Annotated in this window: 11 protein-coding genes and 1 pseudogene; 4 read left to right on the forward strand and 8 right to left on the reverse strand. The window is 62.4% G+C overall.

What is annotated here, in order from left to right:
- Position 1: 1 nt before the first annotated feature.
- The 5 genes from KTAU_RS07210 to KTAU_RS07230 form a co-directional block, all read right to left on the reverse strand.
- Positions 2–880 carry an FAD binding domain-containing protein gene (locus tag KTAU_RS07210; protein WP_151727745.1) on the reverse strand — a complete coding sequence of 293 codons (879 nt, stop codon included), beginning with the start codon at positions 878–880 and terminating at the stop codon, positions 2–4.
- A 365-nt stretch (positions 881–1,245) separates the two neighbouring features.
- On the reverse strand, positions 1,246–1,881 hold the full coding sequence (locus tag KTAU_RS07215; protein ID WP_151727746.1) for a response regulator: 636 nt from the start codon (positions 1,879–1,881) through the stop codon (positions 1,246–1,248).
- Positions 1,856–3,241, reverse strand: a complete 1,386-nt coding sequence (locus tag KTAU_RS07220; protein ID WP_151727747.1) for a GAF domain-containing sensor histidine kinase — start codon at positions 3,239–3,241, stop codon at positions 1,856–1,858. The genes KTAU_RS07215 and KTAU_RS07220 overlap by 26 nt, the downstream gene beginning before the upstream one ends.
- A gap of 194 nt (positions 3,242–3,435) precedes the next feature.
- Positions 3,436–4,041, reverse strand: coding sequence for a response regulator transcription factor (locus KTAU_RS07225; protein ID WP_151727748.1), 606 nt, complete (start codon positions 4,039–4,041; stop codon positions 3,436–3,438).
- Entirely contained in the window at positions 4,019–5,386 is a 1,368-nt protein-coding gene (locus tag KTAU_RS07230; protein WP_170293133.1) for a sensor histidine kinase, read from the reverse strand. Before KTAU_RS07230 ends, KTAU_RS07225 begins: the two co-directional genes overlap by 23 nt.
- A gap of 449 nt (positions 5,387–5,835) precedes the next feature.
- Here KTAU_RS07230 and KTAU_RS07235 point away from each other — a divergent pair, with 449 nt between their 5' ends.
- The 4 genes and pseudogenes from KTAU_RS07235 (at position 5,836) to KTAU_RS07245 (ending at position 11,015) form a co-directional block, all read left to right on the forward strand.
- On the forward strand, positions 5,836–6,585 hold the full coding sequence (locus tag KTAU_RS07235) for an ABC transporter ATP-binding protein (protein ID WP_151727750.1): 750 nt from the start codon (positions 5,836–5,838) through the stop codon (positions 6,583–6,585).
- Positions 6,586–6,634: 49 nt separating this feature from the next.
- Positions 6,635–9,355 (forward strand): ABC transporter permease, encoded by a 2,721-nt coding sequence (locus KTAU_RS07240; RefSeq protein WP_151727751.1) that lies wholly within the window; start codon positions 6,635–6,637, stop codon positions 9,353–9,355.
- A gap of 256 nt (positions 9,356–9,611) precedes the next feature.
- Positions 9,612–9,692: pseudogene (locus KTAU_RS22330) on the forward strand (zinc-ribbon domain-containing protein); the annotation flags it as partial.
- Positions 9,693–9,779: 87 nt separating this feature from the next.
- On the forward strand, positions 9,780–11,015 hold the full coding sequence (locus KTAU_RS07245; RefSeq protein ID WP_228026386.1) for a hypothetical protein: 1,236 nt from the start codon (positions 9,780–9,782) through the stop codon (positions 11,013–11,015).
- 390 nt (positions 11,016–11,405) lie between these two features.
- On the opposite strand, the gene KTAU_RS07250 is transcribed toward KTAU_RS07245, so the two are convergent.
- The 3 genes from KTAU_RS07250 to KTAU_RS07260 all read right to left on the reverse strand — a co-directional run bounded on the left by KTAU_RS07250 (position 11,406) and on the right by KTAU_RS07260 (position 14,275).
- Positions 11,406–12,641, reverse strand: a complete 1,236-nt coding sequence (locus KTAU_RS07250) for a class I SAM-dependent rRNA methyltransferase (RefSeq protein ID WP_170293134.1) — start codon at positions 12,639–12,641, stop codon at positions 11,406–11,408.
- A 70-nt stretch (positions 12,642–12,711) separates the two neighbouring features.
- Positions 12,712–13,548, reverse strand: a complete 837-nt coding sequence (cobA, locus tag KTAU_RS07255) for a uroporphyrinogen-III C-methyltransferase (protein WP_151727754.1) — start codon at positions 13,546–13,548, stop codon at positions 12,712–12,714.
- Between the two features lie 16 nt (positions 13,549–13,564).
- Entirely contained in the window at positions 13,565–14,275 is a 711-nt protein-coding gene (locus KTAU_RS07260) for a precorrin-2 dehydrogenase/sirohydrochlorin ferrochelatase family protein (RefSeq protein WP_151727755.1), read from the reverse strand.
- Positions 14,276–14,376 lie beyond the last annotated feature (101 nt).

Below are 14,376 nucleotides of genomic sequence, written 5' to 3' on the forward strand. Positions count from 1 at the left end.
GCTAGGCGCCTCCTGTTGCGCGGCTGCGCGCCTGGCGCAGCGCCCGCATGGTCAATGTCTCAACCATCGCACGCTTGTAGTCAGCGGGACCGCGCAGGTCGCTGACAGGCTGAGCCTCGGCAGCGGCTTGCCTGGCGGCCTGGGCGATGACCGCGTCGTCAAGGGTGCTGCCACGCAGGAGCTGCTCAGCGGCGCGGGCCTTGATGGGGGTCGGGCCGACGTTGGTCAGCCCGATACCAGCGTAGGTGACGTGCCCGGCTCCGTCCAGGACAACGTAGGCGGCCACGCCGGCGATGGCGTAGTCACCGACCTTGCGCTCTAGCTTCAAATAGGCGCCGCCGCTGCGCTCTGCCGGGGCCGGAATGCGGATCTCGGTCAGCAGCTCGTTGGGCTGCAGCGTCGTCTCAAAGCTGCTGTCGGTAAAGAACTGCTCGATCGGAATGAGGCGCTGGCCAGTGGGACCGGTCGCTACGAGCTGGGCCCCGAGGGCAAGCATGGTCGCCGGGTGATCGTTGGCAGGATCAGCGTGGGCCAGGTTGCCGCCGATGGTGGCCCAGTTGCGCACCACGGGATCGGCGATGACGCGGGCCGTATCCGCCAGAATGGGATAGCGCCGGCGAATGAGGTCCGAGGCCTCCAGGTCGACTTCGCGCGTCAAGGCCCCAATGTGCAGGGTGCCGTCGGCTTCTTGCATGTACTCCAGGTCGCGCAGACGGTTGATGTCCACCAGAACGGCAGGGGAGGCGAGGCGAAAGCGCAGGAGGGGAATAAGGCTGTGCCCACCCGCGAGCACCTTGGCATCGGCGCCGTGCTGGTCCAGTAAGGCGATGGCCTCAGCAACGCTGCTGGCCACCTGATAGTCAAAAGGACCAGGGATCAAGGGGAGATCACCTCCGTTTCGTCACTGGCAGCCTACTGAGCAGGCAGGGCGGGGCATGACCCGAGGCCAGGCCGGATGCGTCTGGCTCCAGTCGGCCTTTGTGACGTGCTCGCTCCTGTCTGGCGCTGGCTTGGGTGTGATCGCTGAGCGTCTCGTCTCAGCTCAGCATTTCGCAGAGCGTGGCAGGCGTGGTTGATTGTCTACGCTGCTTCCAGTATAGCCAGGATGGGGAAGCACCTGTTACCTCCGAATGCAGGGTCTTGCTCCCCTGCTTTTGGAGGGTGGTCGATCAGCAAAAGCTGCACCCGGGCAACACGCCGGCTGACTGGCTGGCTGATTGACCAACTACTGGACTCGCTGCCCGCCTAGAGCCAGCCCTGCTTGACAGCTACCATGACGGCCTCGGTGCGATTCTTCACCCCCAGACGATGCAGGATCTCCTGAACGTAGCTCTTGACCGTATTCTCGCTGAGGTAGAGCTTGGCGGCAATCTCGCGGCTGGAAAGGCCCTGGGCGATCAGGCGCAGAATCACCAGCTGCTGGGCGCTCAGCGGCTCCGGCCCCGGCTCCTGACGCACCGGCGTCCGGCGCAAGTGGGCCAGTACGGCCACCGCCGCCTTGGGATCAATGGCCGCCTCGCCGCGCGCCACCGCGCGGATCGAGCGCTTGAGATCGAAACGCTCGATGTCCTTGACGATATAGCCGCGGGCGCCCGCCTGCAGGCACTCGGCCACCAGGTTCTCATCGGTATAGGTGGTGACAATGATGACCCCGATCTCGGGGTAGCGCTCGCAGACCTGGCGGCAGAGCGCGACGCCGCTCACTCCCGGCAGGCGCACATCGAGCAGAATGATGTCGGGATGCAGGCGCTCGACCAGCCCCAGAGCCTGCTCGGCATTGGCCGCCTCGCCCACGATCTCGAAATCCGGCTCCGAGACCAGCATGGCCTTCAGGCCCTCGCGCACCATCTCGTGATCATCGACGATCAGTAAGCGAATCAAGGGGGATCACCGCCTTCACGATCAGGCCGCCTTCCTCACCGTTGACCAGCAGAAGCTGGCCGCCACAGTCGTTCACCCGCTGCTGCATGCCGCGCAGTCCCAGATGGGCCGGATTGTGACGGTAGCTTTCCAGGATCTCCGGCGCCAGGCCAACCCCGTTATCCTGCACGACCAGCACGGCCTGTGTGCGCGTGACCTGCACGGTGACCACGACAGTGGTCGCCTGGGCATGACGCAGGACGTTGGAAAGCGCCTCGCGCGCCACGCTGAAAAGGGCGTTCTCGACTGCTACCGGCGGCGCACTGGCCCACTCGGCGACTACCAGGTCCATGTCGAGGCCCGCTGCAGATTCGCGCAGGTCGTGGATGAGGGTATGCAGGCGACTGATCAGGCCACCGTCCTGCGTCTGTGGCTCGCTGGAGGAGAGGGCAAAGATGGCGTCGCGCACCTGGGCCGTTCCCAACGAGGCCAGCTGCTTGATGGTGCGCAGGGGACGCTCCAGCGGCGACCCCGGCGGCAGCTGCTCCAACGCCCAGTCAGCCTTGAGACCAATGGTGAATAGCGTCTGCTGGACGCGGTCGTGTAGCTCCTGAGCGATGCGGCTGCGCTCGTCGGCCAGCATCTGGCGCTTCTGCGCTTCGGTGAGCTCGTGATGCAGGGTCTGGAGATCAGTGGCCACTCGCGTCAGCTCCTGGTTGCGCCGCTCTAGCTCGGCAGTGCGTTCCCGAACCTCGCGTTCAAGCCGCGCGGCCTGCTCTTCCATGGCGTGGCGCTCGCGGGCAATGAGCTGGGCATTGTGAATGGCAACAGCGGCCTGCGCGCTAAGGGCCTCGATCAGCTCGACGTGGCGCGGTTTGAAGCGGCTGGGTTGCGTGTGCCCGATGAGGAAGGCCCCCAGGATCGACCCTTCGCGCGTCCGCAGCTGGACGCCGAGAAAACTGCGCACGGGGATATGGCCGCGGGGAATGCCGACGTAGCGCCGGTCGGCGAGAACGTCGTCCACCAGCACGGAGGCACCTTTCCAGAAGACGGGATGAAGAACACCAATGCCCTCGACCGGACCGACATGACGGAAGTGTTCTTCGACTCCGTGCTCACCAGAGATAGCTGCTAGATGGAAGAGGCCCTTCTTGCTGCGCCGCTCCGGCGATTCATGAGTGAGTTCGGGAATGAGGAAAAAGGCAGCGTACTCGGCTGCGGTCACCTTGCGCGCGGCGTCGGTGATCATCTGGAGCAGGCGCTGGAGGTCAAACTCTGAGGTGAGCGCAATGGCAATGCGGTTGAGCTGGGCCAGCTCTTCGGCACGCTCCTGCAGGCTGGCAATCAGGTTCGTCCGGCTGTCATCGCTGGTCTGTACCATAGCAGGCTTCTTCTCTGTGACGCGCAACTACCCGGGCCCGAGCAAAGACGTCTGTCCTGTCGTCGTTGACTGCTATTTATTATAGCAGCTCCCTCTGGCTCCTGCCCTTGCACGCTCACGAGCAAGGTCCGGGCAAAAGGGACCACCTACGCCCCCCGGCCCGCCATTGACGGCTCCTTTGACGCCACTGGCCCCTAAAGCCAGCCTTTTTGACGGGCCAGCTGCGCTGCCTCGATGCGATTGCGCGCCCCCATCTTCTGAATGGCAACTGAGAGATAGTTACGCACCGTTCCCTCGGAGAGAAAGAGCTGAGCCGCGATCTCGGCTATGCTTGCTCCAGGCAGGGCAGCCCGCAAGACTTCTCGCTCGCGCTCGGTCAGAGGATTGTCTCCTTCGCTGAGGGCCGCCATTGCCAGGCTGGGATCAACGATGCGCTCACCTGCCAGCGCCCGCCGAATGGCGGTGGCCAGCTGCGCCGACGGAGCATCCTTGAGCAGGAAACCTACGACGCCGTTGGCCAGAGCTTGCTTGAGATAGCCAGGACGCCCAAAAGTGGTCAGAATAAGGATGCGACACTCTGGCAGCTGGCGATGGAGCGCCGCCGCTACCGTGAGACCATCGCCGCCCGGCATCTCGATGTCCAGGAGCGCCACATCGGGCCGGGCCTCTAATGCTGCCGGCACCACCTCGTCGCCACGTCCAACTTCGGCAACGACCTCGATGTCACCCGCCAGACTGAGTAGCGCCACCAGAGCACCGCGCACCATCGCTTGATCTTCAGCCAGCAGGACTCGTATCATCGCTCCGCCCTCCTGTGACGTCAGTTTGTTTCTCAGCACTCTCTTGCTCTCCTTCACGGCCAGCATGCTCAGCGGCTGAGACTTCGCCGCGGCGCCCTGTCAGTGGTAATGCCACCTCCAGACGAAAGCCGTCAGCCACTGGCCCGGCTTCGAATTGACCACCCAGCTCTAGCACCCGTTCGGCCAGACCGCGCAGCCCGTTGCCCGCTGCTACCTCCCCGCCCTGAGCTGGTCGCACGAGCCCGTCGTTACTGATCGTGATCCAGAGCAGGCGCCCCTCCTGCCTGAAGCGAATGCAACACTCGCGCGCCCGACTATGTCGAATAACGTTGGTCACACCTTCGCGCACAATCCAGGAACAGACAACCTCTAGCGCCGGTACCGCCACGGCCTCCAGAGTACGCTCACCCTCTAGCCGATAGCGCACCCCGGCTACCTCCAGTAACTCACGCGCAGCCCGTAGCTCATCAAGCAGCGCAGGCCGGCGGTAGGCGCTCACTGCCTCGCGCACTTCTTGCAAGGTGAAGCGAGCAACTTGCTCGATGTCGCGGATCTCGCGCGCCGCCCTCTCTGGAGCCTGGTCAAGCAGACGGCCAGCCAGCTCGCTCTTCAGCGCGATTAACGAGAGGCTGTGGCCAAGCAGGTCGTGGAGATCGCGCGCAATGCGCAGCCGCTCTGCCGTGGCCGCCAGACGGGCAATCTCCACGCGCGCGCTGCGCAGCCGCTGGCTGGTTCTGACAAAATGGCCCACAGCCGCGATGAGCGCGCCAATGACTGCGATGAAGAGCAGGGTCATGCCCTCCACGTTGAGCGCATTATGGGCCAGCAGAGCGAGAAGGGTCGCCAGCAGCGCCAGCCCGGCAACAGCGAGCACGGTCTGACGTACAGGGAGACGTCCGCCACTGTAGCCACTAATGTAGTAGAAGAGGTTGAGCCAGTTATTGCCGCCGTTGAGCAGCACCAAGGGGATCGCCAGCAGGCTCAGCAGCCCCAGGATCAGCCAGGCCCGCAACAGACGCCGATCAACAGCGCCGGTCATAGGTGGTGTGGAAGCCAGATAACGGGCATCGCACCAGCTCGCCCAGAGATAGATGCTAAAAAAGCATATCACTCCTGAAAGAGAAATAAAGGCATCGACAGGCTGCGGATGCGATGATAGCAACTGGAGGATAATGGGCAGGAACAAAGGTACCCAGGCTACCCAAACGCTCCAAATGAGATAAGGCGATAACCTCTCTACGGGCCACGGTGGGACCGCCTCTAGAGGAGACTGTGACACTTTCTCAGCCTCAAGGGGGGCCGTCTTCCGACGAAACGGCCAGGGCAGATGCAGGCGGCGCGACATACTTTTGCTCGTTTCTAGCGCAGACAGGCTGGCTGGCTGACTGACTGACTGGATGGTCTTTTCGCTTTGTTGAGACTGGGCCATTGTAGCGCGAATAGCGTGAATTGCTCTCTGGCTCCAGAGGGTACTTGCGGCCATTCTCCCAGTTCATCCACCCCTTGGAGTGAGTATAGCTGGCCCAGCGGGCCATGTCCAGTGAAGACAATCATCAGACTGGTATGACATCTGTCAGGCGATTCTGGTGATTACCTCCACTACCGGCCTGGCCTCGCTCTCCCTATACTCGACCCATATGAGCGCTGCAAGCCCTGCCCGCTCTGACCCAAGGCAGTCGCAGCACAACAGCCAGGCCGGCCAGGGTTCCTTCCATCAAGCAGCAGTTCAGGCCTGCAAACACGAGCAAGAAGCGAGAGACTGGCGAAACGCCAAACAAAAAGGAGTCACTGCTCATGACCATTCAGCCAGAGGTCCCGCGCTCCCACCCCCAGGCAACGGAGCGCGCCGTCATTCTCGACGTACAGGAAATTACCAAAACGTTGCCGTTGAGCCATGAAGAGCTTGCGATTCTCAAAGGCATCAGCTTCCAGATTTACAAGAGCGAGATTGTCGCGATCGTAGGGCCATCCGGGGCCGGCAAGAGCACTCTGCTGGGCATCATCGCCGGACTGGATAGCCCGAGCGCGGGGCGGGTCTTGCTCAACGGTATGGATATTAGCCACCTGCGCGAGAGCCAGCTGGCCAGCGTACGCAATCGCAGCCTGGGCATGGTCTTTCAGGCTTTCAACCTGATTCCCACCCTGACAGCTCAGGAGAACGTAGAGCTGCCGCTCTATACCGGCAAGCACCGGGGATCGCCAGCGACGCGCGCCCGCGAGCTGCTCACGCTCGTTGGCCTCGAACAGCGTCTTCACCACCGCCCCAACCAGCTGTCTGGTGGCGAGCAGCAGCGTGTCGCTCTGGCTCGTGCCCTGGCCTGCGATCCGGCGCTGATCATCGCCGATGAGCCGACGGGCAACCTTGATGCTCGTAATAGCGAGCACGTTCTTCAGCTGATCCTGCAGCTGCGCTCAACAATCGGTAAGACCTTTATCATCGCGACTCACGACCCGCTGGTCGCTTCTCTGGCCGACCGCACGATACGCATCGTCGACGGCCAGATCGCGGCCATTGAGGCGACCCACTCTGTAGTCACCCAGTAAGCGCTAACGGCTCTCGACTGTAACTATAGCTAAGAAGCGAGCAATAGAGATGAAAGCCTCTTTCTACCTGCACTATAGCGGACGGTCTCTGTTACGCAGCGGTCAGCACAGTTTTCTGGCCATCCTTTGCATCGCAGTGGGGGTCATGGCCATTGTCTCTCTGCAGCTCGTCGGCTCTATGCTGCAGCACTCGCTGGCCGACAGCGCACGCGACGCCACCGGCGGCGATATCGCCATCAACGCCTCCGGCGCGCCACTCAGGCCCACCGATCTCAGCTTTTTCGACCAGCTCAAAGAGCAGGGACTCATCAGCAGCTATACAGCGGTTATCGGCGCCAACGGGTCCCTGAGCAACCAGACGGCCATAACCCAGACGTTTCCAGTGGAGGCCGTTAATCCTGCAAGCTTCCCCCTGGTCTCGCCTCCACAGTTCCGCGCGCCGAGCGGGGCCACGCTGCACAGCGCGCTTGAGGGTCATCAGGTTGTCGTCACTGAGCAGTTTCTGACGCTCTACCATAAGCAGCTCAACGAGCGCTTCCCTCTCTACGTGAAGAGCCTCAGTGGAGCCGGCGAGACGCTGACGGTGACGATCGCCGGAGTAATCGCCAACAGCGGGAGCTTCGCCCAGGCCGGCAATCTGGTGCTTCTGTCGCAACAAACCTACCTGGCTGCCAGATCTGCAGCCCTGGCCACCTATACCCTGATCGACCTCACTACCAGCTCACAGGCCCAAACGGCGCGCGCCGTGGCGGCGATTAACCGGCGTTTCCCGCTGGTCAGTGTGCAGACAGCCAGCGATCTCTTCAAGGCCCAGCAGTCGTCAATTGACCAGATCAGCCAATTCCTGAAAATCGCTGGCCTGCTGGCGCTGCTCATTGGCGGCGTGGGCATCGTGAACACGATGCAGGTGCTGCTCTCACGCCGCCGGACCGAGATCGCCATGCTCAAGACAGTTGGCTACCGCCGCCGCGATCTCTACCTCCTCTTCGGCCTGGAGGCCGGCCTGCTCGGCCTCGGTGGCGGTCTGCTGGGAGCGCTTGCCGCTACCGGTGTGAGTTACCTGACCCATCAGCTGCTCCAGAGCCTCGGGATCAGCCTGCCATTTCTGCTCAATTATAGCATTATCGCCTCCGGTCTGCTCACTGGCACCGTGACAGCTCTGATCTTCGGACTGCTGCCGATCGCCCAGGCGGCCTCCATTCGCCCGCTACAGGTCCTGCGCGAAAGCGAGATGCAGGGTCGCCATCGTCGTGGTCTGACGCTCGCAATGCTCTTTTTACTCTCCTTGCTCTTCTGTTTGCTAGCGAGCGTGATCCTGGAGAACAACTACGTGCTCGCCGTTGGCGTGACTTACGGCACCTTTGCCTGTCTGCTCTTGCTAGGCGGTCTTTTCAGCACTCTGCTAGGGCTGATCAGCAGGCTGCCGGTACCTGAGAAGCTGCACCCGCTGCTGATCCTGCTGGCGCTGGCTGGCCTGGTGAGCGCTCTGGTCATCCTTCCGCTCCTCCCCATGTTCAGCTTCTTGCTACTGGCACTCGCATTGCTGGGGCTGGCCCTCCCCTGGCTGCCGCCCTCCTGGAAAATCTCCCTCAAGATGGCGCTGCGCAACATCGGGCGGCGGCGCGCGCGTGTCACGGCAACTGTCCTGGCGCTCTTTATCGGCGTCTATGGGGTCGGCCTCGATATTGGCCTGGGCCAGGATCTCCAGGAGCGCGTCAGCAGCGTCCTGAGCCAGCAGCAGCCCTACAACCTGGTGGTAACCACCAGTGGCAGCGACAGTACACGCCTTGCCGCCCATTTGCATAGTATTCCGGGCCTCAGCGCCAGCCGTGTGAACCTCTTCAGCCAGACACTGCCCGTGGCCATCAACGGGCGTCCAGCACAAGGGCAGATGCCTGGTGGCGACTATGGCCAGCAAGATCGCGCCATACTGGGCGGCCTCGAAGGGTTCGATCTCACCCACAGCCAGCCGACGCTCACCCTGATCGCTGGCCGTAACCTCAGCGCCCGTGACGCCAACAGCAACAATATCCTCATCAGCACAATTCTGACCCGCGCCGGCTGGTCCGGGCTGAATCTGCGGCCCGGGGATACCATTACCTTCACTAGCCTCGATGGCCAGAGCATCAGAACGGCCCACATCGTCGGGGTCTTCTCGATCGCCAGCAGCTACCAGACCCTGGGGAAAGTTCTGGCCCCGGCCTCCTTTGTGGCCTCCTTAAGCCCACAACAGGCCAACAGAACTGCCGTCTTCTACCTGAAGGTGCCCACTACTGGCATCGTGGCTGCTCTGCAGGCCATTAACCAGATCGCGCCCAACGCAGCGGCGCAGAATCTGACCGATGGCGCTCTGGCCTTTCTGCAGGTGGTGAAGCAGATCACGCTAGTCCTGTTGGCTCTGGCTTTGCTCTCGCTGCTGGCCGGGGTCCTCATCATCGCCAATGCGGTAGCTCTGGCCATGCTGGAACGGCGGCGCGAGCTAGGGATTCTCAAGGCAGTAGGCTATACGGCCAGAAGTCTGCTCGGCCAGATAGCTATCGAGTACGCTGTCGCTGGCGGTCTTGGCTCCTCTATGGCGGCTCTCCTGGCTGCTGGCGGGGTAATCCTCTTCAGCAAAGTGCTCTTTAACAGCAACCTCATCCTTAGCATGGAGCCAGGTGTGATGGCTGGCTTGGTCGTTATGCCGCTACTCCTGGCCGCCAGCACGGCGGCCCTGGTCGCCTGGCAGGCTGTGCGCGTACGCCCGTTGATCGTGCTGCGCTACGAATGAGGGCCTCCCGGACCAGGGCAAGCGAGCAAAAGCCACTCTCCCTTTAGAGAAAAGGCGGGAGTGGCTTTTGCTCGTTTTTTCAGCTGTTTCCTTCTTTAGCTGTAAGAGCCAAGCACAATGGAGATGGCCAGGCTCCCCCAGTCTTCCGTCCTCACTCCGTACTGCTCACATTCACCCTAGAGAATTCTTCCCCTCCAACGTTCTCTTGCTAGCAGACACCTTTGCCTATCTTTCCTTGTGACAGGAGGCTTCTACCATGCAATCCAACTTTCGCTTCTGCCCAAACTGCGGTGTCCCATTGCAAGAACAGCAGGCTTTCTGCTCAATGTGCGGTGCTGTCCTCAGTACGGAAACTGGCGAACCTACCCATTCTTCTGGAGCGGGGGAATCAGCCGGATCTTCCGAGTCGATAGAGAGGACCGTTGTGTCATCGCTGCCCCCACCAGCTCCTCCCTCCCATCCACCCACCTGGCCGCCTGCTCTTCCCCTCAATCAACAGCCGCCCAACGCCGGCCCGCAGCAAGCAGCCTTGGGCCAACGACAGCCGGGCTATATGCCCCCTCCCCCCACTCCCTCCTACGGTCAGCAAGGAGCCATGCCTCCACCTCAGCCAGGCAATGTTCCCCCCCCTTACGCTCGCCCACAGCGGAACGCCAGTCGCGGCGTCATCACCGGTCTCAGTTGTAGCGTGCTATTGATTATCTCGCTGATCGTGGTTGTCTGTGGGGCCTTGAGCCTGGGCGGTTACCTCCTCCTGCGCAACTTCGCGAGCACCGGCGCCACCAGCTCCTCTTCTTACAGCAGCGGCACCAGCGGGAGCACTACGCTCCATTCCAACACGCCAACCAGCATCCCGACCCGCACCTTCCCTGTGAACGGCACCTTGACCTACTCCTCCATCACGATCACCGTCGTAAATGTTCAACTGGCCAGCAGCTTCCCCGACGACCTCAATGCCACCAATAGTGCGACTCTCTTGCGCGTCCTCCTCAAGGAGAACAACGGGACCAATGACTTTGCCTCTTATTCCTATAATGAGATTGCTCGCCTGATTCTTCCCGATCAAACGAGCGTTGCCCCAAACGCCCTACAATATGGCGGGGCCCCGCAACCCAGCTCGACCCGCACCAACTGGCTTGATTTCCCCGTTCCCAACAATGTGGATGTGAGCCATACGCTTCTGCGCCTGGGAGCCCCTACCGAAGCGACTATGGACATTCCTCTCCAGAACAAGCCCGATCTCACGAAATACGATCCCTCTACCACCAGGCCAACCAACGCCCAGACCACCTACGCCGGCCTGAAATGGACGGTCACGGAAACCAGCGTGAGCTGGAGCGCTCAAGGCAAGCAAGCCGATAGCGGAAAACGCTTCCTGACCTTAAGCTTCCGCATCGATAACCTGTCCAACCAGGATGTCGGCTTCAACGCCGATGATTTTATGCGCCTTCAGGTCGGCAGCGATCGTTTCCCGCCTACAGCGAATACCCTCCACATGATCGTTAAGGCAGGAACCACTAACCAGACTGGCGATGTTATCTTCACTCTACCGGAAGGAACAACGGCTTGTACAGTGATTATGATGCAGAGCGATCTTCTTCCCAATAGCCAGGAGGCGCAGATTCCGCTCCAGCTCAGCTCTAACAAAACTTCAGCTTAGCTGAAGCGCCCGGGCGAGACACTGACCCAAGCGGCGGGCCTCTCGATCCCTCTGACCAACGTCATCCGTTTCAGACACAGGACTACCCGGCTCCAGCGATCCTGAAACGGATGTCTTGTCTATCCCTGCGCTGGATGCGTCCGCCCCATCCTACTCCTTGCCTGTGGGACTCTCTTCCTCCCTTCCTCTCTCACCCGCCTCCCCCAGCAGCAGATCACGTGAAAGAGACGCCGACAGTTCTCCATCACCAGCCCAGGGAAAAGCGCCAACAGCCGAGAGAGATGGCATCATCGACAAGTATTTCTCTCAGGTGAACAGAATTGGTCGAACAGGCAGCCTGAAAGCCGGCCACAGTAGCCGTTCGGGCCGTCAGAGAGGGAAAGAGCCATCTCACCAGAGCAGACGACAGAAGATGGCTTTGAGATAGAGGGTCTCGGGCATAGCCAGCCTGACCGGATGATCGCAGCTGTGGGTCAGCACTTCCAACACCTGCACCTCGCGGTCAAGGGCGCGAGCCGCCAGCGAGAGCGTTCCCGACAGATCGTCCAGGCCGATCACTCCCGAGCAGGAGCAGCTCAGCAGGATACCGGCGGGACGCAGCACGCTCATGCCCAGCATGTTCAAGCGGCGATAGGCCCGCAGGGCCTGCGACCTCGCTCCCTGGTTGCGCGCAAAGGCCGGCGGATCAAGTACCACGATATCGAAGCGCTCGCCACGCGCCCGGACCTCCTCCAGGTAGGCAAAGACATCAGCGACGACAAAGGCATGCTGATCAGCATCCAGCCCATTGAGGGCGAAGTGGCGCCGGGCCGCCTCCATTGCCGACTGCGAGCTATCAACGCTGGTGACCCGCACCCGCCCATCGCTCAGGGCAGCGACCAGCGAAAAGCCACCGGTATAGGAGAAGCAATTGAGCACGCGCGCCACGCCCTCGGGCGCCAGTTCCGCGACCACAGCCCGCACATACTTGGCCAGCGCTGCTCGCTTGTCCCGCTGATCAAGAAAGAAGCCAGTTTTTTGACCACGCCAGGGATCAATCAGGTAGCGCACACCGTTTTCGCGCCCTTCCACCTCCGGGGGCACCTCGCCGGCCAGCAAGCGCGGCTCCTCCAGCGCCAGCCCCTCACGACGCCGCGCCTGGCTATCGTTCCGCAGAAGTAGACCACGTGCTCCCGTCTCTTCGAGCAGAGGCTCCACCAGCAGGGGCAAAAGGCGCTCCATGCCGAGCGTGTGCACCTGAGCCACCAGAACCTCAGCATAGCGATCGACGATCAGACCGGGCAGGCCGTCGCCTTCTGAATGGATCAGCCGATAGATGTTGGTGACAGCAGGATCGAAGACACGGCGTAGCTCCTGAGCGCGGCGGATGCGTCGGCGCAGCAACGCAGCATCGATCGGCTCCTCACGACGCGTCAGCAGGCGGATCGCGATATCGGTGTGAGGATGATAATAGCCGCGCCCGAGGAACTGCCCCGAGGCCGAGCGCACCTCAACCAGCCCGCCCGGTTCGACCTCGCGCGGCACCTGCTGCAAGGCTCCCGAGAAGACCCAGAGATGCCCGTTGAGCAGCGGCTCCTCGCGTTGCGGCTTCAAACGTACCTGTGGATAGACGGTAGTAGTAGACATCGACAGTGGCCAGCCCCTTGCCTGCCGGCAGCCTCGCCTCATCACATCTCAGCCAGGCAGACCACCGGCCCTACTCGTCGGCCATTATAGCATACGGATCATCGGTGGCAAGGGGAGCCGTCCCCTCTCCTCGGAACCAGGCCAGCACCTCGCGCAGGCGCACCACCTCACCGACCACGATGACCGCCGGCGCTCGTATGCCCGCCTCAGCAGCGCGCCCAGCAATCTCGGCCAGTCTGTCCTCAACCGAGCGCTGCTGGGGCAGCGTCCCCCACTCGATCACCAGGGCCGGAGTCGCAGGGTCGAGTCCCCCGGCCTGCAGCTCAGCCACAATCTGCGGCAGCGTCTTCACGCCCATCAAAATCACCAGTGTCCCCCCGACACGCGCCAGCGTGCGCCAATCCACCGCGCTCGCCTCAGTGCCACGCTCCTTGTGGCCGGTCACAATGGTCACCAGCGAGGCCAGGCCACGATGAGTGACCGGCACCCCCGCGTAGGCCGGCACAGCCAGGGCGGCACTTACTCCCGGCACCACCTCGAAGGGGATTCCAGCCTGCGCCAGCGCTTCTGCCTCCTCACCACCACGCCCAAAGACAAAAGGATCGCCACCCTTCAGACGTACCACCAGGCGCCCACGGCGAGCCTGCTCGATCAACAGGCGATTGATTTCCGCCTGGGGTAGCTGATGGCAACCTGGTCGCTTCCCCGCAAAGATCAGCTCGGCCCCAGGGCGGACCTCGGCTAACAGCTCGGGGGCAACGAGGCGATCATAAATCACCACATCGGCGGCGCGCAGGCAGCGCAAGCCCTTCACAGTGATCAAATCGGGCGCCCCGGGACCAGCACCCACCAGATAGACCTTGCCACGCTCCAACGCTGCCCCTGGCTGCTCAAACTTCTCGCTCATCCATCTCCCTCCTCCCCTATGAAGCCAGTGAGCGCTCATCAATGGCGCCGGCGCCACCCTCCTCGAACGAGCGAGGCACCTCCACGCCATACTGGCGCAACAGCTCCGCCGTCAGAGCGCGGGCTGCGGCCTCGGCACCGGCCTCCAGATGAGCCAGCACCGGCGAGCGGTAGAACTCCTGAAAGAAGGCATCGCGCCGCTCATAGGTGACCCCCTGGGTACGCAGCAAAGCCCGCGCCTCCGCCGCCAGGCGTAAGAAGGCCCCATAGGCCCGGGAAAAGTGCTGCTCCAGCTCCTGGCGGATCAGCTTCGCCAGGCCCGGGCTGACCCCTTCCGTCGAGACCGCCACCGTCAGGGGATCGCGGCGCAGAATTGAAGGCGTGATGAAATTGCAGCGCTCGGGCAGATCAACAATATTGAGCAACTGCTCACGCTGCTGGGCCTCGCTCCAGACGGCCTCTACCAGCTCCGGCTCGCGCGTCGTGGCGATCACCACAAACGCCCCCTCCAGGTCACCGGATTGATAGGGGCGCCGCCGCATCTCTAGCTGTCCCCCCACCTCCTGAGCCACCTGCTCCAGCTCCGCGCACCACTCAGGAGCAATCACGCAGACTTGCGCCCCACAGGCGGCGAAAGCCTGGACCTTCTCCGCCGCAATGCGATCGCCCCCGATCACCACCACGCGCCGACCGCGCACATCGAGCATAATCGGATAATAGTTCGGCATCTCGGTTGCCGTTCCTCCCTGCGCTCTCTCTCGTTCGCTCACACGCTCAAAGTGACACTGTTCTCTCTGTTGCCCAGTCCCCCATCCCTCACTCCGCTCGG

The organism is Thermogemmatispora aurantia (assembly GCF_008974285.1).
Taxonomy (GTDB): Bacteria; Chloroflexota; Ktedonobacteria; order Ktedonobacterales; family Ktedonobacteraceae; genus Thermogemmatispora; species Thermogemmatispora aurantia.

What these genes read in the sequence shown, in the direction of transcription:
- KTAU_RS07220 (WP_151727747.1), bottom strand. Translation starts at nt 3,241, where the DNA reads ATGGTACAGACCAGCGATGACAGCCGGACGAACCTGATTGCCAGCCTG.
- KTAU_RS07225 (WP_151727748.1), bottom strand. Translation starts at nt 4,041, where the DNA reads ATGATACGAGTCCTGCTGGCTGAAGATCAAGCGATGGTGCGCGGTGCT.
- KTAU_RS07230 (WP_170293133.1), bottom strand. Translation starts at nt 5,386, where the DNA reads ATGTCGCGCCGCCTGCATCTGCCCTGGCCGTTTCGTCGGAAGACGGCC.
- KTAU_RS07235 (WP_151727750.1), top strand. Translation starts at nt 5,836, where the DNA reads ATGACCATTCAGCCAGAGGTCCCGCGCTCCCACCCCCAGGCAACGGAG.
- KTAU_RS07240 (WP_151727751.1), top strand. Translation starts at nt 6,635, where the DNA reads ATGAAAGCCTCTTTCTACCTGCACTATAGCGGACGGTCTCTGTTACGC.
- KTAU_RS07250 (WP_170293134.1), bottom strand. Translation starts at nt 12,641, where the DNA reads ATGTCTACTACTACCGTCTATCCACAGGTACGTTTGAAGCCGCAACGC.
- cobA (WP_151727754.1), bottom strand. Translation starts at nt 13,548, where the DNA reads ATGAGCGAGAAGTTTGAGCAGCCAGGGGCAGCGTTGGAGCGTGGCAAG.
- KTAU_RS07260 (WP_151727755.1), bottom strand. Translation starts at nt 14,275, where the DNA reads ATGCCGAACTATTATCCGATTATGCTCGATGTGCGCGGTCGGCGCGTG.